The organism is Pseudomonas sp. GM25 (genome assembly GCF_000282255.1).
Classification (GTDB): Bacteria; Pseudomonadota; Gammaproteobacteria; order Pseudomonadales; family Pseudomonadaceae; genus Aquipseudomonas; species Aquipseudomonas aphyarum.
Genome location: NZ_AKJQ01000015.1, coordinates 54,188 through 79,156 on the forward strand (window position 1 = coordinate 54,188; position 24,969 = coordinate 79,156).

The window sequence follows — 24,969 nt, forward strand, 5'->3', positions numbered from 1 at the left end:
CGCGGTTCCTGTAGAGAGGCGTGTAAGTCGGGCCAAGTCTAGGAATCCGCAAACGGCCTGACCACGGCAGTATTGGCACATGATCTGTGCAACTTTTGCACAGACCATGTGAAAAAATCTGCCCGGCAATTAGCCATCATCTCCCACTATAATGCGCCACTTCAGCCGCCCTTCTGTTCAAGGAAGAACCCCTCGCCATGCGCCATTGCCTGCTGTTTTCCCTGTTGTTCAGCATCGTCTTGCAGTTGAGCGGTTGCGGGGCCTACCGCAATTACGATCTGGAACTGCAACAGACCACCGATCAGTTGAAAGCGGGCGACACCAACGGTGCGCTGGCCCTGATCGAGGCGCATAACCCGGATGAAGAAAAAGACCTGCTGTATTACTTCGAGAAAGGCGCGGTACTCAGCGCTGCCGGGGAGTTGCCGCAAAGTCAGGTCGCCTGGCGCAGCGCCGAACAGATGGTGATCCAGCGTCAGGACACCATAGAAACCACCGGCGACAAGTTGCTGTCCGCCCTGGGCAATCAATGGGGCAGCATCATCAACGACAAGATTCGTCGCTACGATGGTTACGACTATGAAAAGGTCATGCTGACCACGCAGATGGCCCTGAACCAGTTGGCCGTGAATGATTTCGACGGTGCCCGTGCGGACATCAAGAAAACCCACGAGCGCGAAACCCTGATCGCCCGGCAACGAGAACTGGAATACGAGCGCATTGAAAATGCCGCCAAGGCCCAGGGCGCGCGCGTTCATTACAAGGATCTGCAAGGTTACCCGGTGGTCATGCTGGACTCGCCGGCGGTCATCGCTCTGAAGAACGGCTATCAAAGTGCGTTCAGCCACTATCTGGCCGGCTTCACTTATGAAGCCCTGGGTGAAAAGGATCTGGCCGCACCCGGTTACCGTCAGGCCATAGAACTGCGTCCTGACATGCCGTTCTTCCAACAGGCATTGCATGACCTCGACAGCCCCGGGCTCAAGGCGGGCGAAAGCGATGTGCTGATCATCGTGCAAAGCGGGCTGGCGCCGGCTCGCAGTTCGGTGCGAGTGCCGTATCCGGTGAAGCTTGAGGACGGTCAGGTGATCGTGGCCAATGTGTCGTTTCCGGTGATGGTGCCCGACACGTCCACCCCACCCTTCAATCAGATCAGCCTCGACGGTCGTCCAAAGAAGCTGATCACGGTCAACAACATTACCGACATGTCCTTGCGCACTCTGCGTGACGACATGCCCGGGATCATCCAGCGCACCACGTATCGCGCGTTCCTGGCGGCAGACGTCCAGGGCACCGACAATCGGCGCAACCCGGCCAAGGCGTCCTATGTGACCCATTACGATGGATTCGAGCACGCAGACACCCGCACCTGGCGCACCCTGCCCAACCTCACCCAGGTAGTGCGCCTGCGGCTGAAGAAAGGCGAGCACATGATCAATCTGCCTACCGCACCCGGTGTCGCACCGCTGAAAATCCGCATCGATCAGGATCGTCAGATCATCGGCCTGCGCGCCCTGGGCGACAGAATCTATGCCAACGGCAGCGCTTTCCAGGCCTCCACATCGCCGGAAAGCCGCGTGGTATCCGGCCTGAAATAAGTAATGGCACCTAACTAACCGGTGCAATTAAAAAGCTATTACATAGCCAGCACCGCCCGCTTATAATGCCGCGCCCGCGCTATCGCGATGCGGCATTAAAGCTCCTCTTGTTATGAGGAATTGGCAGGAGGCCAGCGCCACTGCCGATCGGTCCCAGCAGCCCGACCCGCACCCGAGGCTGTCGCTACTCATGGAAGAAGTACCCCATGGCATTCCGCGCTCCCACTCTGATCGCGCTCAGCGCTGTCACCCTGCTGTCCGGCTGTTCGGCGTTTCGCAACTACGACTCCGAACTGGCCCAGACCAACCAGCAACTGGCCACCGGCAACGTCGACGCCGCCCTGACCCTGCTGGAAAAAAACAACACCGGCCCGGACAAGGACCTGCTCTATTACTTCGAGAAGGGTGAGCTGCTGCGCGCCAAGGGCGATCTGTCCGGCAGCCAGAATGCCTGGACCAGCGCCGACCAGGTGGTGGGCAAGTGGGAAGACTCGGTCAAGCTCGACACTGACAAGTACCTGGCCCAGTTCGGCAGTTTCCTGGTCAACGACAAGGTCCGCCGCTACGAAGGCTACGACTACGAAAAAGTCATGCTGACCACGCAGATGGCCCTGAACCTGCTGGCGGTCAACGATTTCGACGGCGCCCGCACCGCGATCAAGAAGACTCACGAACGTGAAGCGGTGATCGCCGACCTGCGCGACAAGGAATACCTCAAGAGCGAAGAGGAAGCCGAGAAAGAAGGCATCAAGACCGAATACAAGGACTTGCAGGGCTACCCGGTCGCCAGCCTCGACGCCCCGGAAGTTGTCGGCCTGAAAAACAGCTACCAGAGTGCGTTCAGCCATTACCTGGCCGGTTTCGTCTATGAAGCCCTGGGCGAGAAAGACCTCGCTGCGCCGGGCTATCGCAAAGCTGCCGAGCTGCGCCCGAACACTCCCCTGCTGGAGCAAGCGCTGGTCAATCTCGACAAGCCGGTCAAGAGCGACGACAGCGACATCCTGATCGTGGTGCAAAGCGGTCTGGCGCCGGCCCGCGATTCGATCCGCGTGCCACTGCCGCTGCCGATCTCCAACAACGTAGTAATCACTCCGCTGTCGTTCCCGATCATCAAGCCTGACACCTCCACCGCGCCATTCGCGCAGATCGGTGTCGATGGCCAACAGGTCGACCTGACCGCACTGAACAGCACCACCGCCATGTCCCGCCGCGCCCTGCGCGATGACATGCCGGGGATCATCCTGCGCACCACCGTGCGTGCGATCACCAAAGGTGTGGCGCAGAAGAAGATCAACGAAACCAACCCGCTGGCGGGCCTGGCGGTCGGTATTTCTTCAGCTGTGCTCGAAGGTGCCGATACCCGTACGTGGCGTACCCTGCCGGACACCACACAAGTGGTACGTCTGCGCTTGAAGAAAGGCGAGCACCAAGTCACTCTGCCGAGCGCGGTCGGTGGTTCTCAGGTCAAGGTCACCGTCGATCAGCGTTATCAGGTGATCACCCTGCGCGCCGTCGGTAATCAGGTGTTCGCCGCAGGCCTCGCCGCCCACGTGACCCCGAGCGCTGGCGCCACCGCCGTGGCCAGCCTCAAACAACCTTAAGAACGGAGTCTTTGCATGCGCTTCAAACTCATCGCCGTCGCCGCCCTCGCCCTTTTGGCGAGCGGTTGCGCCACCCCGCCACCACCGGAGCCGGGCAGCGCCGCGAGCAAGGTCGTGGCCATGGGCCCGCAGAAACACATCGTGGTCGGCGCGATGCGCGTGGCCCGTGAAAACGGCTTCATGACCGTCAACGTGCAGTTGAGCAACACCCTCAACAGCAACAAGACGTTCTACTACCGTTTCGCCTGGCTCGGGCCGGAAGGTTTCCCGGTCGCCGAAGAAGAAGTCTGGAAGAGCCAGATGATGTACGGCGCCCAGACCAGCTTCATCCAGGGCATCGCCCCGACGCCGAAAGCCGTGGATTTCCGTCTGGAACTCAAGACGCCTTAAGCCCGACACCCTATTCCCGATTCAGAGAGCATTCCCATGTTTGCACGCTTTTCCTTCATCGCCGTCCTCGCCCTGCTGGCCTCCGGTTGCGCCAACACTTCGCCGACCCTGGGCAGCAAGAACATCAGCTACGGCGACACCAAGGCCGTTGAAACCGTGACCAACGAGTTCGGTTCGACCGACCTGCAGATGATCGCCGAGTCGATGACCCGTTCCCTGGCCCAGTCCGGCATTCTGCAGGGTCGCCCTGTGGTGCAGGTCTACGACGTGAAGAACAAGACCAGCGAATACATCGACACCCGCGAAATCACCACCAGCATCAAGACCCAGCTGATGAAGTCCGGCACCGCCCGTTTCGCCAGCGACAACACCGCGATGCAGAGCCAGGTCGACCAGCTCAAGCTGCAAAACCAGAGCGGCCTGTACAAGAAGAGCACCGTGGCCAAGACTGGCAACATGATCGCCGCCAAATACCGTCTTGAAGGTTCGATCAGCTCGATCGTCAAGCGCAGCAGCGACTACAAGGACGTCTTCTACAAATTCAGCCTGCAACTGATCGACGTTGAAAGCGGTCTGGCCGAGTGGATGGACGAGAAAGAGATCCGCAAAACCACGGAGCGTTAATCGATGCGCGCATGGATTGGCATGATGGCCCTGGCTTGCGCGTTCAGCGTGCAAGCGGCCCCGAAAGTCGCGGTGACGGATCTGGCGTACCAGGAACGTGTGGAGCAATACATCCACATCGTTTCGTCGAAGAACAACTACCGCGAGGGCTACTACAGCTCCAGCGGCTCTTCGAGCTACGACGAATTCGAAGCCAACACCAGCTACATCGAGCAGGCCGAGCTGCGTAAATTCACCGGCGACATCAAAGGTGAAATCCTGCGTACCGGCATGTTCCAGTTGATTCAGGGCACGCCGTACACGGCGTCGTCCAAGGGTGACATCTACGATGTGATCAAGCGGATCAAGGCCGGCAACTTCAAGGGTGCCGACTACGTGCTGTTCGGCACCGTGTCGGACATCGACTTCACCCAGGACATGAACGAGCTGGCGCACACCGACAGCTATTCGGCAGTACTGGGCCTGACGCTGGTGGCCGATTTCAGCCTGATCAACACCAAGACCTACGAAATCACCTCGGCCTTCACGGCGATGGGTGAGGCGCAGGACACCAAACTGGTGAACCACCGCGACATCAAGATCTCACTTAACCGCCCACGGGTGGTGCGTGACGTGTCGAAGGCGCTGGGCGAAGACGTGGCCGGACAACTGAGCATGCAGCTCGGCGGTGGCGGTTACGAGCAGCCGCGCGAACCGCAGCAGCGCAACAATCTGCCGCGGGATACAGCGCCAGTGATTCTTCACTGACCGACTGCCGAAAACGAAAAAGGCGACCTTCTCAGGTCGCCTTTTTTTGTGGCTGCATGCTTTATGCGGCCGCTTTGCGCAACGTCGCCATGAACGCCGCCGCGCCAATGAACAGCCCGGCAAACGTGCGGTTCATGCGTTTCTGCTGGGTCGGTGTACGCAACAAGCGCAGCACCTTCGACGCCAGACCGGTGTAGCCGGCCATGACGATCAGGTCGACCGCGATCATGGTCACGCCGATTACCACGTACTGGATCAGCAGCGGCGCATGCGGATTGATGAACTGCGGCAGCACCGCCAGCATGAACACCAGCGCCTTGGGGTTGCTGATGTTCACCAGAAAACCACGAAACACCAGGGCCAGCGGCTTGCCGATCGGTCGAACGGCCGCGTCGTCACTCATGTCCATCGGCAGTGCGCGCCATTGTTTGATCGCGAGATAAACCAGGTAGGCGACACCGAACCATTTGATCGCATGGAACGCAGTGGCCGAAGCGGTGAGGATCGCACCGACACCGGCGCCGACAATGGCAATCTGCACAGCCAGGCCGATCTGCAGGCCCAGGGCATTCCAGTAGCCGCGCCAGAAACCGTATTGCAGGCCGCTGGACATCGACGCAATGGCGCCGGCACCCGGAGAAAGACTGATCACCCAGCAGGCGGCAAAAAACGCCAGCCATGTTTGAAGCTCCATCGCACACCTCGACTTCGGACTCGTGACAATCCTCAAAGCTAATGCGGATTTGGCTGGCTGACTACCGATTTTTTGCAGGATGTTGCGACCGCCGACCAACGTGGCCGGCGCCCGATCACTTTTCGAAACCGCTGGAAGGGAAGATATCCGTGCCGCGCCAGCGGCGCACCGAACGCTGGAAGAACAGGCTGTTGGGCACTTGCACCATGGCGCTGCCGGTGCCGAGTTCTTCAGCCTCGATCAACGTGGTGTAGAGCAGATTGATCGCCACCACCCGGCCTTTGACGCCGGGTTTGTCGGTGGTGTCGACCAGTTCGACCACGTCGCCAAGACGGAACGGTCCGACGGTGAAGATCAAGATTGCGCAGAGCAGGTTCGACAGCACGCTCCACATGGCGAAGAACGCCACCGCCGCCACCGCGACGAAGCCCGACAACGCAGTCCAGAGCACCGTGGCCGAGACCCCAAGGCGTTCCAGCACAAAGATCAGCGCACTGCCCATGATCAGCCAACGCAGACCACCGCGCAGCGGCATCAGCAGCTGCGGCGGAAACGGATACTTCTCGCCCAGGCGGGTCAGGAATCGGGCGACGACGCGCTGGGCGAAGTAACCGGCCAGCAGGATCAGCAGAATCTGCACGCCGAGCCAGATCGGCTCGACCCACATCGCTGGCAATGGAAGTTTGAAGGCGTCCATCAGGACAACGCCTCCAGCTCCGCCTGCATGCTTTCCAGCGTTTCCAGGGCTTCCATCCACGCTTCTTCAAGTTCGCCTTCGCGGACTTTCAGCTTGGCCTGTTCGGCCAGCAGGTCACGCAATTCGTTTTTGCGTGCCGGCTCGTAGATGTCGCTGTCGCCAAGGCTGGCATCGACCTTCGCCAGTTTCTCGTGCAGCTTGCCGAGCTCGGCTTCGAGCTTGTCAGCCTCGCGCTTGTGCGGCGCCAGTTGCTGACGCAACGCAGCGGCAGCCTGACGCTGGGCCTTCTTGTCGGTCTTGTCCGGATTGACCGGCGTGTTGCTGACCGGGGCGTTGCGCTGACGGTACTCGACCAGCCAACGGGCGTAGTCTTCGAGGTCGCCATCGAACTCTTCGACCTTGCCGTCCGCGACCAGGAAGAAGTTGTCAGTGGTGCTCTTGAGCAGGTGCCGATCGTGGGAAACCACCAGCACCGCGCCGCTGAATTCCTGCAACGCCATGGTCAGCGCTAGGCGCATTTCCAGATCGAGGTGGTTGGTCGGTTCGTCGAGGAGCAGCAGGTTCGGCCGTTCCCAGGCGATCAACGCCAGGGCCAGACGGGCCTTTTCGCCGCCGGAGAAATTCAGCACCGGTTCGTCGATCCGTGCGCCACGGAAGTCGAAACCACCGAGGAAATCGCGCAGGGTCTGCTCGCGCTCGGTCGGTGCCAGACGCTGCAAGTGCAGCAACGGGCTGGCCTTGGAATCCAGCGAGTCGAGCTGATGTTGAGCGAAGTAGCCGACCACGGTGTTCTCACCGCGAGTCAGGCGCCCGGCCAGCGGCTCGAGTTCACCGGCAAGGTTTTTGATCAGGGTCGATTTACCCGCGCCATTCGGGCCGAGCAAGCCGATCCGCGCGCCGGGGGTCAGTTGCAGCTTGACCTTCTCCAGCACGGTTTTCTCGCCATAACCCAGGCGCGCGTCGGACAGGTCGATCAGCGGGCTGGAGATCTTGGTCGACTCGCGGAACACGAAGTCGAACGGCGAATCGACGTGGGCCGCCGACAGTTCCTCCATGCGCTCCAGCGCCTTGATCCGGCTCTGGGCCTGACGGGCCTTGGTGGCCTGGGCCTTGAACCGGGCGATGTAGCTTTCCATGTGCGCACGCTGCGCCTGCTGCTTCTCGTAGGCCTGTTGCTGCTGGGCCAGACGTTCGGCACGGGCGCGTTCGAACGCGGTATAGCCGCCACGGTAGAGCGTCAGCTTGCGCTGATCGACGTGAGCCACGTGATCGACCACTTCATCGAGGAAATCCCGGTCGTGGGAAATCAGCAGCAAGGTGCCGGGGTAACTTTTCAGCCACTCTTCGAGCCAGATGATGGCGTCGAGATCCAGGTGGTTGGTCGGTTCGTCGAGCAGCAGCAGGTCTGATGGGCACATCAAAGCCTGCGCAAGGTTCAGACGCATCCGCCAGCCACCGGAGAAATCTCCTACCTGACGATCCATCTGCTCGTTGGTGAAACCGAGGCCAGCCAGCAATTTGCGCGCCCGCGCATCGGCGGTGTAGCCGTCGGCACTGTCGAGTTCGGCGTGCAGGCGGGCCAGCGCGGTGCCGTCGTGGGCCTCTTCGGCCGCTGCGAGCTCACGCTGCACTTCGCGCAGGCGCAGGTCACCGTCGAGCACATAGTCGACCGCCAGGCGCTCGAGCGTGTCGACCTCCTGGCGCATGTGGGCGATACGCCAGTCGGCCGGCAGCAGACAGTCGCCCGAGTCCGGGTGCAGCTCACCGCGGAGCAAGGCGAACAGGCTGGATTTGCCGGCGCCGTTGGCACCGATGAGGCCGGCTTTGTGGCCGGCGTGCAGGGTCAGCTCGGCGTCTTCTAGCAGACGTTGCGGGCCACGCTGTAAAGTCAGGTTCTGAAGTCGGATCATAATGGCGGCGGAGTCTACCAGCTTCCCCCGCAACTGGCGCGAGTAGCACGATGTCCTCTGACCTGTGGAGCTTTGCCCTTGCCGTCTACGCCCGTCCCGGCGTGGAGGATGCCTGCCTGCGCCTGCAATCGGCGGGGGCCAACGTGTGCCTGATGCTGTGCGGTTTATGGCTGGAACAACGCGATGCGACCTGTGAAGAGGCGCGTGCGCGACAGCTTCTGGAACTGACAGAGCCCTGGGACCGGGAAGTGGTGCAGCCGTTACGCGCATTGCGCATGCAGTGGAAAACCCTGGCCGACACCGATCCGGTACTCAAGGGGATGCGCGAGCAGATCAAGGGATTGGAGCTGGAGGCGGAGCGTGCGCTGCTGTCACGACTGGAAGGCGCCGCGCAAGGCTGGAAACGTAATTCGAAGGAGTCGAGTGACTGGCTGGAAGTGCTGGCCGGCCCTGCGGCCAACCTGAACCGCGACGCGCTGCAAGTGCTGCGCGTCGCGGCGACCGGCGCTTAGGAAGCGCTGGACGGGTTGCTGGCGACGCTCGATACCGGCGCCGACGATGGCGTGGTTGCGGTGGTCGAGGTAGTGGCGGCGGATGCCGGTGCTGCGGTCGGAGCCGGAGTTGCCGGCGCTGCAGGTTTGGCAGCAGGCGCAGTGGCAGGTTTTGCTGCAGCTGGTTTTGCTGCTGGCTTGGCGGCAGCCGGCTTGGCAGCGGCAGGTTTTTTCACTGCTGGTTTTGCAGCAGGTTTCGCTGCTGGCTTGGCGGCCGGTTTGGCAGCGGCCGCTGGCTTGGCGGCGGTCGCTGCAGGCTTCGCTGCGGCAGCCGGTTTGGCCGCAGGTTTTGCAGCAGGCTTGGCCGCAGCTTTTACCGCAGGCTTGGCCGCTGGTTTCGCCGTCGCTTTGGCTGCAGGTTTGGCAGCAACCGGTTTGGCAGCGGTTTTCGCCGCAGGCTTGGCAGCAGCAGTTTTGGCGGCCGGTTTAGCGGCGGCTTTAACGGCTGGTTTTGCAGCAGGCTTGGTGGCTGGCTTGGCAGCTGGTTTTGCAGCTGGTTTTGCAGCGGCAGTTCTTGCCGGAGCCGCTTTCGCAGCAGCGGTTTTCGCCGCAGGTTTGGCGGCTGGTTTTGCAGCAGCCGGCTTGGCGGCAGCCGGTTTGGCCGCTGTGGTTTTAGCCGCAGGTTTGGCAGCGCTGGCGGCTGCGGGTTTCTTCGCGGCTGGTTTTGCAGCGGCTTTCACTGGCGCTTTGGCAGGCGATTTGGCCGGTGCTTTTGCAGCAGGTTTGGCGGCCGCTTTTTTCGCAGGCGCCGCTGCAGGTTTAGCCGAACGCAGGGACAACGCCTTGCCGACAGCCTCTTGAACACGACCGACACCCTGGGCCAGTTTCAGGCTTTCCTGGGCATCGCGCTTGAGTTGCAGAATGTAGCTGCGGGTATCGGACTGACGATCCTTCAGCGCATCGAGCAGGTCTTCGAGTTCCTTCACGGCAGCCTTGGCCTTGGTCTGCGCCTTGGCTTTACCGGCTGCTGCTGCGTCCTGCAATTTGGTGCGGGATTTGTGCAGTTTTTCTTGTGCCTTGCCGCGTTGCTTTTCCAGTTTGGCGAGCAGTTTTTCAGCATCAGCCAAGGCTTGGGAGCAAGCGTTTTCCAGATGCTCGAGCAGGCTGCCCGAGAGTTGTTGGAGTAAATGCAACGGAGTGTTTACAGGCTTCTTGGTGGCCGACATGGTTTACCTCCTGGCTGACGTGAGTGCGGCTCATACTAGACCTCTGCTGCTACCGCCGCTAGGGCATGTTGACAGTATCGAAAGCACTCGGTTGCAGGCTTGCGAAAAACTTCTGCGCATTGGCAAAAGCAGTTCACCGTTGCAGACGTTCGCGCTGGCATAATCCACCGCAATTCAGGACGGAGAGTGCTCATGTCGCGCTACCTTTTTTTATCCCTCTGCATGATTTTTTCCGTGGCTCAGGCCGACGAAAAAACCACCGCGAACGATGCCCACGATCTGGCTTACAGCCTCGGCGCCAGCCTCGGTGAACGGCTGCGTCAGGAAGTGCCGCAGCTCCAGATCCAGGCGTTGATCGAAGGTCTGCAACAGGCCTATCAAGGCAAGCCGCTGGCATTGAGCGAAGCACGCATCGAGCAGATCCTCGCCGATCACGAATCGCAGACAGCCGAGCAGGCAGCCATGCCTTCGACTGAAGCGGCGATGGAAAACGAGCGACGTTTTCTCACCGCCGAGAAAGCCAAACCGGGTGTGAAGGAGCTGGCCGACGGCATCCTGCTGACCGAGCTGGCGCCGGGGAACGGCACGAAGGCCGGCCCGGATGGAAAAGTGCAGGTGCTGTATATCGGCCGACTGCCGGATGGCACCGTGTTCGATCAGAACAGCCAGCCGCAGTGGTTCAATCTCGACAGCGTGATCGCCGGCTGGCGCACCGCGTTGCAGAACATGCCGGTCGGCGCGAAGTGGCGTCTAGTGATTCCATCGGATCAAGCGTACGGCGCCGACGGTGCCGGCGACTTGATCGCGCCGTTCACACCGCTGGTGTTCGAAGTGGAATTGCGCGGCGCGACCAGTTGATCGCCCAATAAAAAACGGTGCGCCTGGGGCGCACCGTTTCTGGTTCTTGCGAGGTTCGATTCAGGCCTGAACCGAATCCTCTTCCTTGTGTGCGGTGTGCAGCACTTCGATCAGGCAGTCTTCCAGTTCGAAGCGCTCGTGGAGCAGGCCGCCCAGCTCCTTGAATTTCTCCGCAACGCATTTGCCTTCATCGCAAAGGTCGTTGAACGCGAGCAGCTTTTCAGTGATGACATCGATCCGCGGATAGATCGTCTCGGCCAGTTCCAGGCCGCGCTTGTCGTTGAAGGCCTTGGCCTCGCCCGTCAGCTGTTCGTAGATCTCGAAGTGCCCGGCCGAGACGTAATCGACCAGCACGCCGCAGAATTCCTGCAAGGGCTTTCGATCCTCGGACAGCGCCTGAGGTTTGGCGCCCAGCTTGTCATAGGCAGCGATCAATTCCTCACGCTCCTGCAGCCAGCGGTCGATCAGCAGATGAACTCCACCCCAACGTTCCTGAGCATTCTGACAACTTTCGAGCATGGCGATCTCTCTTCCCTTGTGGGTCATGCTGCTCTACACCCGCGCCCCTTCTTGTGAATATTGCTTTGAGAGGCGGCCAGGCAGAGCGTCATCGAGCAACACAATTCCAATGACACGTGCGGGCCAGATTATGCCCGCACGCCTATGGCTTCAAGGTACGCAGGAGAGAAAGTTCATACAAGTGTTTAATCCCTGACCAGCACCGGGTGCGACGGTTGGCCGCTGAGCGGTTGCTGCAAAGCCATCCAGACCTGCCGCAGCAACTGGTAAACAGCCAGGATCGACATCCCCACAAAAAACAGCAGACTCCACTCCGGAATGCTCAGATCGAACAGCGTCCAGGACAATTCCGCGCAATCGGCCGTGTCGTTGAACATTCGCATCAGGGCGCATAACCACGGCAGACTGCTGAACATTTCTTCCGGCCCGGGCCCGCAATGCGCCAGCCTTTGCAGAGAATCACTTTGCAGCAGCACTTGCCGCCACGCCGCCGTCATTCCGCCAAGGCTGGTCAGCAACGCCATCGTCCAATACAGCGACAGACCGACACGTTGCGGTCCATGGATCGCAGCCACACCACAAAAAAGGGTAAGGACACTCATGAACAGACGCTGGACCAGACACAGACTGCAAGGCACCAGACCGACCGCGTATTCGAGGTAATAAGAAGCTCCCAGGGCCAGAATCCCCGCAGTGAAAGCCATAAAGAACAGGGAGCGTGAGCAGGCCAACGACATGGCTTATCCGTAACAATAAAGACAGGCAGTTACGGTAGAGGAAAGGGCCTCGGGCTTTCAAGGCAGGTCACTGGCGACACTTCAGCAGAAGTGTAGGGAAATCCCGACAGGCACCGAAGGATTCGGTGTAAGCCTCTGTAGGACTTTGCTCGGGAGGGGATTTGCCGGTAACTATTCAGTCACCGGGAAAGAAAAGGAGGAGCGTGCTCCCCCTTCCTGATCACGCCCGAACGGCTACGGGCAATGGCGAAGCCAGCAGTCGTTCATCCAGCATGCCGAGCCCCTCCTGGAACAGCAGGTTGCTGCGCTCGGTGTCACCCAGCTGAGCCAGCAGACGCGCCAACTCCGCGCACGCTTCCGGATTGCGCTGCACTCTCAGGCTGCTTTCCAGATAATCCCGCGCTTTGCCCCACAGACTGGCTTGCAGGCACAAACGTCCCAGCGTCAGCAGCAGGCTTGCATCGCCCGGATGATCCTTGAGCCAGCCCTCGGCCGTCTGCAACTGACGCGTCGGATCGCTGCCGCGCACCAGACCGTAAAGGCGCGCCAGGTGGCTGTCGTACTTGCGCTTGAGCGCCGTGCGCAACAGCTCTTCCGCCTCGACCTGGGCGCCCAGCTGGCGCAGCTGCTCGGCGTAGGCCAGCACCAGCGCAGGCTCTTGGCGCTGGGCAGACGTCAGTTGCTGCCAGGCGCGGTTGAGCGACTGCAAACCGACTGCGCCATCCTCTTCACGCTGGGCCGCCAGAGACAGGTTTTCTCCCCAGGCACGACGCTCGAGTTCGATCAGTTCGGCCGGAGGCAGGACTTTATCCTTGCGCAGCTCCGGCAACAGCCGGATCACGGACGACCAGTCACCGCGCTGCTGATGCAGGCGCTGCAACTGGCGCAATGTCTGGACGTTGTGCGGATGGCGCTCGTGCATCGCCTGCAAGGTGACCAGAGCGCCATCGGTATCGCCACGATCGGTTTGCAGTTGCGCATGGCTGAGGGCGATCGCCAACTCGGCCTGCGGCTGACGCTCGAGGGCGCGCTCCAGCAGGCGATCGCTTTCCTCGTAATTACCCTGTTCGTTGGCGGCGCGGGCGGCGCCCAGGTAATAGAGCAACGGCTGACGCTCGGCTTCGGCGGCCCGATAAAGGTGACGCTGAGCACTGGCCCAGCGACCTTCGGCCAGGTCGAGCTGACCGTGCTCGATCGCTACCTGCACGCGACGGCTGCGGTTGCGACGGGACCATGGATTGACCACGCCGCCCGAGGTCAGCACCAGTTCGACCAGCGCCTTGATGCCCCAGACCAGCAGCCAAAGCACCGCGACCACCGCCAGGGTCGCCCACAGGCTCGATTCATAACGAAAGCTTTTGTAGGCGACCAGCACGTAACCGGAATGCTCGGCAATCGCCAGGCCCAAAGCCGCCGTTGCCGCGATCACCAGAAACACGATCACATACAGGCGCTTCATGGTGTCGCCTCCTGCGCGGTGCTGGCGGCCGGTTTGGCGAAGGGTTTCACCGAGTCTTCGGCGTTGACGTTACGGCGCTCCAGATACGCCTGCACCGCGCTCAAGGTTCCGGCGAGATCCGGCGTGTTGACGGTAACCGGTTGCTTGCTCAATTCCGCGACCTGCTCGAGCATGATTTTGCTCTGCGGGTTGTCCGGATTGAAGTTGCCTGTAAGTACGTCACGCGCCTCCGCCAAGGCCTGGGTGTACACCGGCGCCTGACCATTGAGCGCGGCCCATTGCGCCTGTTCGAGCGCAAGGCTCAGGGCCAGACGCACCTGGCTCAGGCTCTGGCCGGCGAGTAACGGCCGGACGTTTTTGTCCGCGTTGAAATCGATGCGAATGTAGCGCGATATCTGATCCCACCACTGCGCCCAGCGACTGGCGCCGTCGCCATCGGAGGTCAGGCCCAGCAGCGAATCACCGCGATCCTTGTACTCCGGCGCCAGCTCGGTGAGGCCGACGACCTGATCACGCAAGGCGCCCAGTCGCAGGAACAGCCCGGTGCGATCCGGCTGCGCGGTACTGCGCAGCGCTACCAGGGTTTTCGCCACTTGCTCGCGGGCGGCGAACGAGCCGGGATCATTCTGCTCGCGCAGGATTTCGTCGGCACCCTGGACCAGCGCCTGGGCGCTGCTGATGTCCTGCAGGGCGGAAAGACGCAGGCTGGCCAGACGCAGCAAGTGCTCGGCCTCGGCCAGACGCCAGTCCTTGCGGCTGGCGCCAAGGACGGTTTCCAGACGTTGATTGAGGCGTTGCTGATCGCCCTGAAGTTGCGACACCAGACGCTGGCGATCGGCAAGTTCATCGGCGCCGGGTAATTGCCCGAGGCGTTCGGTCAGTCGTTGCTCGTTGAGCTTCAGAGTCTGAGCCTGATCACTCAACGCCTGAACCTGACTCAACTGATTCTGAGTGCTGGTCTGCAGGTGTCGTACCTGCCACACACCCCAGCCACCCACCGCAACACCGGCGGCGCCGAGCAGCAGCGCGAGAATGGCCAATCCGTTGCCTCGGCGCGGTTCCGCGGCCGGTGGCGGTGCATCAACCGGTGCATCGATCACAGGTTGAACGTCATCTTTAGGCAAGGCTGTTTCGCTCACGTATCCATCCTTTGCATTAGAGAACGGGCACGGGATGCTCCCGTAACGCCGTCAGCAAGGCCGCGGCACTGGCGCCGCGACAATCCACAACTGTTCGGGCCCCGGCGGCACTGGCCTGCTCGGCAACCCTTGGGCTTGGAACAAACAACGGCAACTGCGCAAGTGCAGGCCAGCTGTCGCCAGCCAGTTGGCGCAGGTGCTCGAAACCCTGTCCACTGCTGACCACCAGCCCGTTCAGGCGTTCCGCTGCAATCCTGCGGGGCAGCTCCTGCGGCGGATAGTCCGGCAGGTCGCGACGGTACAACTCCAAGTATTCGACACTAGCACCAAGCGCGCGCAGGCGCTCGGCCAGCAGCTCGCGTCCGCCCTCCCCGCGCAGGATCAACACCTGCGAGCCGGGCACGGCCACCGCCGCCAGCAGACGCGGCAATTGCAGCAAGGCTTCGCTGTCGTCGCCCGCGTCCGGGAAGCTCACATCCAGCCCCCGATCCCGAAGGATAGCGGCGGTCGCTGCACCCACGCTGAACCACGGCATCGTAGGAGTCGCCAGACCCAAAGAGTCGAGCAGATCCACCGCGATCCGCGCCGCCGGTTTGCTGACCACGATCACCGCGCTGTAACGCGGAAGTTGCGTGATCGTGCAGCGCATTGTGTCAGAGACCGGCAGTGGCGCGATTTCCAAAAGCGGCAGACAGCTGCTGAAAAACCCTTGTTCGGCCAGCACGGCGGCGAGCGCCGAACAGTCCTCCGCCGGGCGCGTCAGCAGCAGGCGCCAGGCGGTCACTCGTGACCTGCCTCGCCGTAGACTGCCTTGAGAATATCGTCGGCGCCCTGGCTCAGCAGGTCTTCGGCCACCTGCACGCCCAGCGTCTCGGCTGCCGCACGCGGCGCACGGGCTTGCGCGCTGAGCAGCTTGCCGCCACTCGGTTCGCCCACCAGACCGCGCAGCCACAACTGATCGCCTTCGAGCACGGCGTAGCAGGCGATCGGCACCTGGCAGCCGCCATTCAGATGTTTGTTCAGGGCACGCTCGGCGGTGACACGGTCAGCGGTGTCGGCGTGATGCAGGGGCGCGAGCAAGGCATGGATTTCCGTGTCGGCGCTGCGGCATTCGATACCAACGGCGCCCTGGCCACCGGCCGGCAGGCTGTCGTCGACGCTGATGGCCGAGGTGATGCGGTCTTCGAAGCCGAGGCGGATCAGGCCGGCTGCCGCGAGGATGATCGCGTCGTACTCGCCGGCGTCGAGCTTCGCCAGACGGGTGTTGACATTACCGCGCAGGAAACGGATCTCGAGATCCGGACGGCGCGTCAGCAACTGTGCCTGGCGGCGCAGGCTGGAGGTGCCGACGATGCTGCCGGCTGGCAACGCATCGAGGCTGGAATACGTATTGGAGACAAATGCGTCACGCGGATCTTCGCGCTCGCAGATGCAGAACAGACCGAGGCCTTCGGGGAAATCCATCGGCACGTCTTTCATCGAATGCACGGCGATGTCGGCTTCGTTTTCCAGCAGCGCGGTTTCGAGTTCCTTGACGAACAGGCCCTTGCCGCCGATTTTCGACAGGGGCGAATCAAGCAGCTTGTCGCCGCGACTGACCATGGGCACCAGCGTCACCAGCAGGCCCGGGTGGGCTGCTTCCAGACGGGCTTTGACGTATTCGGCCTGCCAGAGGGCCAGAGCACTTTTGCGGGTGGCGATGCGGATTTCGCGAGAGGACATGGATCAATCCGTACTGAATAGATACGGCGGATAATAACAGCTCAGCCAAATCCACTTTGACCTGAATCAGAAACGGCGTGGCCTCCCTGGCCTGCTATGCCTGGTGAAAAGAACGAAGAACCGCCCGGAGCCTGCGGACTAAAGCCCCTGCATCATTTTGCGCACGCCCGCCACATGCCGGCGGCTGACGATCAGCGCGTCACCGTTGAGGCCCTTGAGGAACAACTGGAAGTGGCCCAGCGGCGTACGCTGCAGACGCTCGATGCGGTCGCGGGCGACCAGCGCGTTGCGGTGGATCCGCACGAAGCGCTCGCCGAATTCGTCTTCCAGCGCCTTGAGCGGCTCATCCAGAAGGACTTCGCCACCCTCATGGCGCAAGGTCACGTATTTGTGGTCGGCAATGAAGTACACCACCTGATCCAGCGGGATCAGTTCGATGCCTTTGCGGGTCCGGGCGCTGATGTGGCTGCGCGGGCCGTTGCCGCTTTCGGCGGCAGGACGGGTCAGGGCCGAGAGCTGGGCCCGGTTGGGACGTTCAGCCCGTTTCAGGGCGTCATGCAGATGTTCGGTTCGCACGGGTTTCACCACATAGCCCACGGCGCTGGCCTGCAGGGCTTCCACGGCAAATTCATCGGGACCTGCGCAAAACACCACGGCTGGCGGGGTTTCGCGTTCGCACAGACGGGCAGCCACCTGCAGGCCATCGAGGCCCGGCATGCGGATATCGAGCAGCACGATATCCGGCTTGTGGCTGTCGATCAGCGCCAACGCCTCTTCGCCATTGGTGGCGCTGGGCTCCAGGACTGTGTAGCCCTCGAGCTCGCTCACCATTCGGCTGAGTCGCTCGCGGGCCAGTGGTTCGTCATCAACGATCAGGACATTCATATTGCGCTGGATTCCTGCGTGAGTCTCGCACAAGGATAGCGTAGACAAGTGGAGTGACGTCCGTCACCGCGATCCACGCTAAGACTAGCGCGAGCGCCAAAAAGTGCCGTACGTCGGCCGGCAATATTTGCCGACACCTGCAACGTACTGCCTGACGCCCGTCGCCGACTGCGTTTTACGCAGGGTATGCCAATGGCCAATACACCCACCCCTCTCTCTTCTTATAGTCGGTGGCCGGACCTTTGCGCGATCCGCCGCCACGTCGACCCCTATGTCCTACTGTAGACGCTCGTCGGGCCGATATTGCTCAATCGGAAAATATCCTTGCGCAAATCCCCCGGCGACACCGGCGACTATGGATCAGGCCATGAGAAAAAAACGTATCGACCAGTGTCAGCGACAGGATTGGCAACCCTGTTATTATCCGCGCCAGCGTTTCACGCCTTCTTTCTTCAAGCCGATACGAGCGAATTCATGAGCACTGACAAGACCAATCAGTCCTGGGGCGGCCGCTTCAGTGAACCCGTCGACGCCTTCGTCGCCCGCTTCACCGCCTCCGTCACTTTCGACCAGCGCCTGTATCGCCACGACATCATGGGCTCGATCGCCCACGCCACCATGCTGGCCAAGGTCGGCGTGCTGACGGATGCCGAGCGCGACAGCATCATCGATGGCCTGAAGACCATCCAGGGCGAAATCGAGGCCGGCCAGTTCGACTGGCGCGTCGACCTCGAAGACGTGCACATGAACATCGAGGCACGCCTGACCGACCGCATCGGCGTCACCGGCAAGAAGCTGCACACCGGCCGCAGCCGCAACGACCAGGTCGCCACCGACATCCGCCTGTGGCTGCGTGACGAGATCGACCTGATCCTCGGCGAGATCACCCGCCTGCAAAAAGGCCTGCTGGAGCAAGCCGAGCGTGAAGCCGCCAGCATCATGCCGGGCTTCACCCACCTGCAGACCGCTCAGCCGGTAACCTTCGGACACCACATGCTGGCCTGGTTCGAAATGCTCAGCCGCGACTACGAGCGCCTGGTCGACTGCCGCAAGCGCACCAACCGCATGCCGCTGGGCAGCGCCGCGCTGGCCGGCACCACTTACCCGATCGACCGCGAATACACCGCGCAACTGCTGGGTTTCGACGCCGTCGGTGGCAACTCGCTGGACAACGTGTCCGACCGCGACTTCGCCATCGAATTCTGCTCGGCCGCAAGCATCGCGATGATGCACCTGTCGCGCTTCTCCGAAGAGCTGGTGCTGTGGACCAGCGCGCAGTTCCAGTTCATCGATCTGCCGGACCGTTTCTGCACCGGCAGCTCGATCATGCCGCAAAAGAAAAACCCGGACGTGCCGGAGCTGGTGCGTGGCAAGACCGGTCGTGTGTTCGGCGCCCTGATGGGCCTGCTGACCCTGATGAAAGGCCAGCCACTGGCCTACAACAAGGACAACCAGGAAGACAAGGAACCGCTGTTCGACGCCGCCGACACCCTGCGCGACTCGCTGCGCGCCTTTGCCGACATGATCCCGGCGATCAAGCCGAAGCACGCGATCATGCGCGAAGCGGCGCTGCGCGGTTTCTCGACAGCTACTGACCTGGCCGACTACCTGGTTCGCCGCGGCCTGCCGTTCCGTGATTGCCACGAGATCGTCGGTCATGCCGTGAAGTACGGCGTCGACACCGGCAAGGATCTGGCGGAAATGAGCCTGGAAGAACTGCGCCAGTTCAGCGACCAGATCGAGCAGGACGTGTTTGCCGTGCTGACCCTGGAAGGCTCGGTAAATGCCCGTGACCACATCGGCGGCACTGCGCCGGCGCAGGTCAAGGCTGCCGTGGTTCGCGGTCAGGCGCTGATCGCCAGCCGCTAAAAGCCAAAGCTTCGCGAGCAAGCCCGCTCCCACGTTCGATCTGCTGCGAACACCGAAATTGGTGTCCATCGAGATCAAGTGTGGGAGCGGGCTTGCTCGCGAAAGCTATCTCGAAAGCACCAAAAAATTACTTTTTGGCGGCGATCATCGCCAAAAACGCCGGCATCGCCGCATCCTTGTCCGCCGCAATCTTCTGCACGTGCGGATTCTGCTCAAGCCGCTCCAGCAGCGCCTTGGCCTTGGGCATCTCCGCCAGCAAATCCAGACCGAACAGTTTGTGCCCAACGGCAGCCGCCAGCGGCACGCTGTAGAGGAAGTACAAATCCGCAATGCTCAGGCTGTCGCCCGCCACATACGGGGCGAACTTGCCGTGACGTCCCAGCGCCGCAAAGCCCAGCAGTAATTCAGCCTTGGTTTTCTCCTTGATCGCCTCCGGCAACGCCGTGCCGAAAAACGCTTCGCCGTAACAGGCACGGGCCGGCAGCTCGATATACAGCTCGATTTCCTTGGCCACCGCCAGCACCTGAGCGCGGGCAAACGGCTCGGTCGGCAACAGCGGGACACCCTTCTGACTGCTTTCGAGGTATTCGAGCATCACCATCGTTTCGTTGATGTAACCACCTTCGGCCCCCAGCACCGGCACCTTGCCGCGCGGGCTGATGGCCAGAGATTCAGGCGTAGGTGTCGGATAGAACGTGACCTCTTCGAACGGCAGGCCTTTTTCCAGCAGCGCCAGTTTGACCATGTTGTAGTAGTTGCTGACGGAGAATCCATAGAGCTTGAACATCACATAGCCTCCAGGCCGTGCGGGGTGGGCAGTGCCTGTTTATAGATCGCTCCGGGGATTCTCGCCAGCAGCATCACGCCGCTGAATGCGGGTAAACTGGCGCCTTTCCTTGAGGAGCCTGCCATGAGCGAGCCGACTGACATCGACAATGATGAAGAAGAGTTCACCGAATCGACGCTGATCGAAGCGATCGAGAACCAGATCGAAAGCGACAACCCGCCAGCGGCCAAGGCAACCTTCAACAAGCTGACGCTGGTCGGCTACGAGCGTGACGACATCCTGAATCTGATGGCCCACGTGCTGGCCTGTGAAATCGACGCGATGCTCGACGAAGACCGCGCGTTCGATACCGAGTGGTACGAAACCGCGCTGCGCGCACTGCCGGAACTGCCACCGGAAAAGCAGTAAACGGCCCCTCGCTGTGGGAGCAGGCCTGCTCCCACACAATTTGTCACCCATCTGCGCGGCCTTCTGCCGCCCCCTGACTACACTGGAGTCCACCCCGGGACAAAAACCCTGACACGCGCACTGGACAGGCCGCGCCGGCAGGTTCACCTTAGGGGCGCTGTCGTCCAATTCCTAGAAAGTCTGGAGTCCTTATGTCGCTTACCCCTGAGTTGGTTGCCGAACTGGAAGTCCTCGCACTCTTCAACCTGGACAGTTCCCAGGAAGGTCTGAAAATTCATCAGACCGCTGCCCCGAAGCACATTGCCGCCGCACAACGCCTGTTCGAAAAAGAACTGACAGACCAGCCTGATGGCGGTTACCTGACCAGCCTCGGTCGCGATGCCGCACAGAACGTGCAAACCGTACTGACGATTCTCAAAGAGCAGCAAACCGCCTGATCCTCCCGACTTTGCCCACGGAAACCCCTGTCACGGGATTTCCGCGGGCCAGCCATGAACGTCGCCCATCGCCGCGCGATAGAAATCTGACGTCAAAAAACAAATTCAGCTTAAAACTCCTGCCGCTCAGGCGCTAAACTCCCGGACACCCGAGACCCCTTGCCTCCGAGCCCTGCGCGCCGGTTTGAGCCGACATGACCCGCACCCATGAAATCCGCCCCGACCTGGACGAAGGCATCGACCGCAAGGTACTCAGCCAGCTACGTGCACGCTTTCTGATACTCAATGAAGGCCGCCTGAGCCGGGCGCTCGAAGGCCTGTCGACGCGCCAGCAAAGTGTGCTGACGCTGCTGCCGCTGTTTTTTCACGTCAATCATCCGCTGTTGCCCGGTTATGTCTCGGGCAGTACGCCGGCCGGGCTGTCGAATTACGAACCGGACGCCGACGCCCTCGCCGAAGCCCAGCGCCTGACCCGCTCGTTCTCCTACAAGCCGCGTCACGGCAGCAACCCGCCACGACCGATTCACGGCCTGTTCCTGATGGGCAGCCTCGGCACGCTGGCCCAGGCCGACCAGAGCGACATGGACGTGTGGGTCTGTCACGCCCCCGACCTGAGCGATAGTGAGCTGGCCGAGCTGCGCAAGAAATGCCAGTTGCTCGAAATCTGGGCCGCCAGCCAGGGGGCCGAGGCGCACTTTTTCCTGATCGACCCGGTGCGCTTCGTCAAAGGCGAACGCGACACCCAGCTCAGCTCCGAAGATTGCGGCACCACCCAGCATTACCTGCTGCTGGACGAGTTCTACCGCACCGCGATCTGGCTCGCCGGGCGCACGCCGATCTGGTGGCTGGTGCCGGTTTACGAAGAACGCGCCTACGACGCGTACACCCACACCCTGATTTCCAAGCGTTTCATCCGCAACGATGAAACCCTCGACCTGGGGCCGATGGCGCACATTCCGCCGGGCGAGTTCGTCGGCGCCGGACTGTGGCAACTGTTCAAGGGCATCGAGTCGCCTTACAAGTCGGTGCTCAAGCTGCTGCTGACCGAGGTCTACGCCAGCGAACATCCACAAGTGCAATGCCTGAGCCTGCGCTTCAAGCAGGCCGTATTCGCCAACCGGCTGGATCTCGACGAGTTGGACCCGTACATGGTGGTTTACCGCCGGATCGAGGAATACCTGACTGCGCGCAACGAACCGGAGCGGCTTGAGCTGGTACGCCGGGCGCTGTACCTCAAGGTCAACCGCAAGCTCACCGGCAACACCCGCACCCAGAGCTGGCAACGCTCATTGCTGGAAAGACTGGCCAGCGAATGGCATTGGGATCAGCGGCAACTGGCGCTGCTCGACAGCCGCAGCCAGTGGAAAGTCCGCCAGGTCAGCGCCGAACGCCGGGCGCTGGTCAACGAACTGAATTACAGCTACCGCTTCCTGACCCAGTTCGCCCGCACTGAACAGACTGTCAGCCTGATCAACAAGCGCGACCTCAACGTTCTCGGCCGGCGGCTATATGCCGCGTTCGAACGCAAGGCCGACAAGGTCGAGTTCATCAATCCCGGCATCGCCCCGGACCTGGCCGAAGACACCCTGACCCTGGTGCAATCGCCGAACAAAAAGGAACCGGGCCAAACCCAGTGGGGCCTGTACAACGGCAGTCTGACGGCGCTGGAGTGGGAACACTTCGCGCCGATCAAGCGCAGCCGCGAGTTGTTGGAACTGCTGACCTGGTGCCACCGCAACGGCGTGATCGACAGCAGCACCCGACTGGCCCTGCACCCCGGCACCAGTGATTTGAGCGAGTTCGAGCTGTTCAACCTGCTCGGCAGCCTGCAACAAAGCATCGCCCTGCCCTTGTCGACCGTTGCCGAAGAACCGCTGCTGCGCGCCGCCGTGCCGAGCGAAGTGCTGATGCTGGTGAATGTCGGGGTCGACCCGCTCAAGCATCACCGCGACCTCAACATCCTGATGACCACCGAACGCACGGACTCGCTGAGCTACGCTGGCGTACGCGAAAACCTGGTGCTGACCCTGGATCAGGTCACGCTCAATAGCTGGAACGAGGTACTGGTCAACCGCTTCGACGGTCCGCATGCCCTGATGGATTGTCTGCGCGACTACCTCAACAACCTGCCGCGCGGACCGCAACAACCATCGCTGCGAGTGCGCTGTTTCTGTCACAACCGCGCGCAGTTCATCGCCCGCCGGGTGGAGGAAATTGTCGATACCGCGCAGACCCTGCTGCTCAGCGATCTCAATCACCGCTACCTGATCCAGGTGCAGCAGCATTACCACGTGCTGGAACTGGTGCCGGGTCAGGTCAGCCATGTCGCCCTCGCCACCCTGCCGGCGCTGCTCGATTACCTGGGCGAGGAACAGCCGCGCTACAGCCCGCTGCACCTGGACCCGATGGCACTGGAAGACCACGACCTGGCGCTGACCCTGCCAATGGGCCAGCCCGAATGCATTCAGGTGTTCTACCGGATCACCGAGCAAACGGCCGAGCTGTACGTGCTCGACGAATTCAATGCGCTGTGGCAACAGCATTTGCCCTATCACGACGAGCAAAGCCTGTTGGTGCCGTTGCAACGGTTCCTGCAATCGATCCAGTTCCGCCGCGAAGCGCTGCTGCCGATGGATGCGGGCCATGCCGCCAGCCTTGAAATCTTGTATTACCAGTTATTGCCATCCGGGCCGGGACGCGCGCGACGGGTCGAAATGCGCCCGGCACCGCAGACGCCGGTCAACAAACCGTTCTACGACGTGCAGGCGATCGTCGGCAAAGCCGCGCCCGGCGAAGTGCAGGTCACGCTCTATTGCAATCAACGGGAATTCAGCGAACTGGAACATGGCGACCAGCTGTTTAGCGTGGTCGCCCGGGAGATCGTCGGGCAGCGCCGGGAAACCGAGCGCTACCGCTGCTACATCACCGACCTGGACCTGTCGGGCGTGATCGGTGACGGGCAGAGTTCGAGCAATCTGTATCTGCGCTACAAGGCCGACCTGGAACGCTCTCTGAACGAGGCGCTCGAGCAGGTCTGAGGCGGGTTACTCCGGGAAATCACCGCCGTTGGCCGGCTGCGATTCGACTTCGAGCAAGGTCAGTTTCAGGGTCTTGCCACCCGGAGCCGGCCAGTCGATGTGCTGACCAACCTTCAAGCCCAGCAGCGCACTGCCGACCGGAGCGAGGATCGAGACTTTGCCTTCGTCGGCGTTGGCGTGCTTCGGGTAGACCAGGGTCAGGTGGTAGTCCTTGCCACTGCTTTCTTCGCGGCAGTGCACGCGGGAATTCATCGTCACGACATCGGCAGGCACTTCATCGTGACCGACCAGGGTATCGGCGCGGTCCAGTTCGGTTTGCAGCGCGATCACGCCCGGCAGCGTGTCATCCAGGCTGTCGATCAGGCGCTCCAGACGTTGCACGTCCAGACGGGTAAGGGTGATGGAAGGTGCGGTCATGATCCGGGCAGACTCCTTTCTTCTGCACACAAAAAAAGCAAAACCCCGCCAAAAAAGACGGGGTTTTCACCAGGCCTCGATGGGTTGAGGCGTTTCCGGACACTATCACAGCTCAAAAAATATACAAGCTACGCTCCGGCGAGCTGCCGGCGCTGAGCGGCCTGCGCACAAATCACCCGGCGGCGCTCGTCATCGGCCGAACGCCACTCGCGGATGTCTTCGACATGGCGCATGCAGCCGAGGCAGACCTTCTGTTCATCCAGCCGGCACACGCCGGTGCACGGCGAAGGGACGGCCGGGCTGACGTTGCTGTAGAGCGGCTTCGGCGGACGGACGGGCGCGGTGTCAGTCACGAAATCACAGGCCTTCGAAATCGAATTCGGTGCCGGCCTGCTGCTTGACGATGCGCTCGAGCATTTCGCCCAGCTGTTCTTCGCTCTTGTCGCACATCCAGCGTTCGCTTTCTTCGTCGTAGTCGAAGTGGAAACCACCGGACACCGCGGCCAGCCACAGCTGACGCAACGGTTCCTGACGACTGAAGATCAGCTGGGTGCCGTTCTCGAACTTGACGGTCAGCACACCGGCCGAGTTCTCCATGTCGATGTCCAGGTCGCTGTCGTCGAAGATGTCTTCCAGTTTTTCCTGGGTTTCATCGACCAGATCGTGGAAACGGGCTTCGGACAAACTCATTGCGGCAACCTCAAAAAATGTCTGAT

The 24,969-nt window shown here is 61.6% G+C and carries 26 protein-coding genes; 11 read left to right on the top strand and 15 right to left on the bottom strand.

The window, feature by feature from the left end:
- Positions 1-197: 197 nt before the first annotated feature.
- From PMI24_RS05960 to PMI24_RS05980, 5 genes are all read left to right on the top strand, one after another.
- Complete coding sequence (locus tag PMI24_RS05960; protein ID WP_007951844.1) at positions 198-1,598, top strand: COG3014 family protein; 1,401 nt, start codon at positions 198-200, stop codon at positions 1,596-1,598.
- Between the two features lie 206 nt (positions 1,599-1,804).
- A complete protein-coding gene (locus PMI24_RS05965) occupies positions 1,805-3,199 on the top strand; it encodes a COG3014 family protein (RefSeq protein ID WP_007951845.1) in 1,395 nt (464 codons plus the stop codon).
- Between the two features lie 15 nt (positions 3,200-3,214).
- Positions 3,215-3,589, top strand: a complete 375-nt coding sequence (locus tag PMI24_RS05970; RefSeq protein ID WP_007951846.1) for a YcfL family protein — start codon at positions 3,215-3,217, stop codon at positions 3,587-3,589.
- Between the two features lie 36 nt (positions 3,590-3,625).
- The gene (lpoB, locus tag PMI24_RS05975; RefSeq protein ID WP_007951848.1) at positions 3,626-4,213 is read left to right on the top strand and encodes a penicillin-binding protein activator LpoB; all 588 of its coding nucleotides are present in this window, start codon (positions 3,626-3,628) and stop codon (positions 4,211-4,213) included.
- 3 nt (positions 4,214-4,216) lie between these two features.
- Positions 4,217-4,960, top strand: a complete 744-nt coding sequence (locus tag PMI24_RS05980) for a hypothetical protein (RefSeq protein WP_007951850.1) — start codon at positions 4,217-4,219, stop codon at positions 4,958-4,960.
- A 61-nt stretch (positions 4,961-5,021) separates the two neighbouring features.
- Here the strand turns inward: PMI24_RS05980 and PMI24_RS05985 are convergent, their stop codons facing one another.
- From PMI24_RS05985 to PMI24_RS05995, 3 genes are all read right to left on the bottom strand, one after another.
- Positions 5,022-5,654, bottom strand: coding sequence for a LysE family transporter (locus PMI24_RS05985; protein ID WP_007951851.1), 633 nt, complete (start codon positions 5,652-5,654; stop codon positions 5,022-5,024).
- A 115-nt stretch (positions 5,655-5,769) separates the two neighbouring features.
- Positions 5,770-6,351 carry a mechanosensitive ion channel family protein gene (locus PMI24_RS05990; RefSeq protein ID WP_007951853.1) on the bottom strand — a complete coding sequence of 194 codons (582 nt, stop codon included), beginning with the start codon at positions 6,349-6,351 and terminating at the stop codon, positions 5,770-5,772.
- Positions 6,351-8,261 (bottom strand): ATP-binding cassette domain-containing protein, encoded by a 1,911-nt coding sequence (locus PMI24_RS05995; RefSeq protein WP_007951855.1) that lies wholly within the window; start codon positions 8,259-8,261, stop codon positions 6,351-6,353. The genes PMI24_RS05990 and PMI24_RS05995 overlap by 1 nt, the downstream gene beginning before the upstream one ends.
- A gap of 50 nt (positions 8,262-8,311) precedes the next feature.
- Between PMI24_RS05995 and PMI24_RS06000 the strand changes: the two genes are divergently transcribed.
- A complete protein-coding gene (locus PMI24_RS06000) occupies positions 8,312-8,773 on the top strand; it encodes a TIGR02444 family protein (protein ID WP_007951857.1) in 462 nt (153 codons plus the stop codon).
- On the opposite strand, the gene PMI24_RS28695 is transcribed toward PMI24_RS06000, so the two are convergent.
- Positions 8,770-9,978, bottom strand: coding sequence for an AlgP family protein (locus tag PMI24_RS28695; RefSeq protein WP_007951858.1), 1,209 nt, complete (start codon positions 9,976-9,978; stop codon positions 8,770-8,772). The genes PMI24_RS06000 and PMI24_RS28695 overlap by 4 nt on opposite strands.
- A gap of 192 nt (positions 9,979-10,170) precedes the next feature.
- Between PMI24_RS28695 and PMI24_RS06015 the strand changes: the two genes are divergently transcribed.
- Positions 10,171-10,836, top strand: a complete 666-nt coding sequence (locus PMI24_RS06015) for an FKBP-type peptidyl-prolyl cis-trans isomerase (RefSeq protein ID WP_007951860.1) — start codon at positions 10,171-10,173, stop codon at positions 10,834-10,836.
- 60 nt (positions 10,837-10,896) lie between these two features.
- Here PMI24_RS06015 and PMI24_RS06020 read toward each other — a convergent pair whose 3' ends face one another.
- From PMI24_RS06020 to PMI24_RS06050, 7 genes are all read right to left on the bottom strand, one after another.
- Positions 10,897-11,355 (bottom strand): Rsd/AlgQ family anti-sigma factor, encoded by a 459-nt coding sequence (locus PMI24_RS06020; protein WP_007951863.1) that lies wholly within the window; start codon positions 11,353-11,355, stop codon positions 10,897-10,899.
- 185 nt (positions 11,356-11,540) lie between these two features.
- The gene (locus PMI24_RS06025; protein ID WP_007951865.1) at positions 11,541-12,092 is read right to left on the bottom strand and encodes a disulfide bond formation protein B; all 552 of its coding nucleotides are present in this window, start codon (positions 12,090-12,092) and stop codon (positions 11,541-11,543) included.
- Between the two features lie 220 nt (positions 12,093-12,312).
- Positions 12,313-13,551 (bottom strand): heme biosynthesis protein HemY, encoded by a 1,239-nt coding sequence (locus tag PMI24_RS06030; RefSeq protein ID WP_007951867.1) that lies wholly within the window; start codon positions 13,549-13,551, stop codon positions 12,313-12,315.
- Complete coding sequence (locus tag PMI24_RS06035) at positions 13,548-14,690, bottom strand: uroporphyrinogen-III C-methyltransferase (protein ID WP_007951869.1); 1,143 nt, start codon at positions 14,688-14,690, stop codon at positions 13,548-13,550. Before PMI24_RS06035 ends, PMI24_RS06030 begins: the two co-directional genes overlap by 4 nt.
- A 16-nt stretch (positions 14,691-14,706) precedes the next feature.
- A complete protein-coding gene (locus PMI24_RS06040) occupies positions 14,707-15,474 on the bottom strand; it encodes a uroporphyrinogen-III synthase (protein WP_007951872.1) in 768 nt (255 codons plus the stop codon).
- Positions 15,471-16,412: a hydroxymethylbilane synthase gene (hemC, locus tag PMI24_RS06045; RefSeq protein ID WP_007951874.1), complete on the bottom strand. Its 942-nt coding sequence runs from the start codon at positions 16,410-16,412 to the stop codon at positions 15,471-15,473. Before hemC ends, PMI24_RS06040 begins: the two co-directional genes overlap by 4 nt.
- 138 nt (positions 16,413-16,550) lie before the next feature.
- Positions 16,551-17,297, bottom strand: a complete 747-nt coding sequence (locus PMI24_RS06050; protein WP_007951875.1) for a LytR/AlgR family response regulator transcription factor — start codon at positions 17,295-17,297, stop codon at positions 16,551-16,553.
- 474 nt (positions 17,298-17,771) lie between these two features.
- On the opposite strand from PMI24_RS06050, the gene argH reads away from it, so the two are divergent.
- Positions 17,772-19,166: an argininosuccinate lyase gene (argH, locus tag PMI24_RS06055; protein ID WP_007951877.1), complete on the top strand. Its 1,395-nt coding sequence runs from the start codon at positions 17,772-17,774 to the stop codon at positions 19,164-19,166.
- A gap of 127 nt (positions 19,167-19,293) precedes the next feature.
- On the opposite strand, the gene PMI24_RS06060 is transcribed toward argH, so the two are convergent.
- Entirely contained in the window at positions 19,294-19,953 is a 660-nt protein-coding gene (locus tag PMI24_RS06060; RefSeq protein ID WP_007951879.1) for a glutathione S-transferase family protein, read from the bottom strand.
- 123 nt (positions 19,954-20,076) lie between these two features.
- Between PMI24_RS06060 and PMI24_RS06065 the strand changes: the two genes are divergently transcribed.
- The 3 genes from PMI24_RS06065 (at position 20,077) to PMI24_RS06075 (ending at position 23,836) form a co-directional block, all read left to right on the top strand.
- Positions 20,077-20,361, top strand: coding sequence for a hypothetical protein (locus tag PMI24_RS06065; protein WP_007951881.1), 285 nt, complete (start codon positions 20,077-20,079; stop codon positions 20,359-20,361).
- Positions 20,362-20,552: 191 nt separating this feature from the next.
- Positions 20,553-20,798: a TIGR02647 family protein gene (locus PMI24_RS06070; protein ID WP_007951883.1), complete on the top strand. Its 246-nt coding sequence runs from the start codon at positions 20,553-20,555 to the stop codon at positions 20,796-20,798.
- 194 nt (positions 20,799-20,992) lie between these two features.
- Positions 20,993-23,836 carry a class I adenylate cyclase gene (locus PMI24_RS06075; protein WP_007951885.1) on the top strand — a complete coding sequence of 948 codons (2,844 nt, stop codon included), beginning with the start codon at positions 20,993-20,995 and terminating at the stop codon, positions 23,834-23,836.
- A 6-nt stretch (positions 23,837-23,842) separates the two neighbouring features.
- On the opposite strand, the gene rnk is transcribed toward PMI24_RS06075, so the two are convergent.
- From rnk to cyaY, 3 genes are all read right to left on the bottom strand, one after another.
- A complete protein-coding gene (gene rnk, locus PMI24_RS06080; RefSeq protein ID WP_007951886.1) occupies positions 23,843-24,253 on the bottom strand; it encodes a nucleoside diphosphate kinase regulator in 411 nt (136 codons plus the stop codon).
- A gap of 128 nt (positions 24,254-24,381) precedes the next feature.
- Positions 24,382-24,606, bottom strand: a complete 225-nt coding sequence (locus PMI24_RS06085; protein ID WP_045121669.1) for a DUF1289 domain-containing protein — start codon at positions 24,604-24,606, stop codon at positions 24,382-24,384.
- A gap of 4 nt (positions 24,607-24,610) precedes the next feature.
- Positions 24,611-24,943 carry an iron donor protein CyaY gene (gene cyaY / locus PMI24_RS06090; protein ID WP_007951887.1) on the bottom strand — a complete coding sequence of 111 codons (333 nt, stop codon included), beginning with the start codon at positions 24,941-24,943 and terminating at the stop codon, positions 24,611-24,613.
- Between the last annotated feature and the right edge of the window lie 26 nt (positions 24,944-24,969).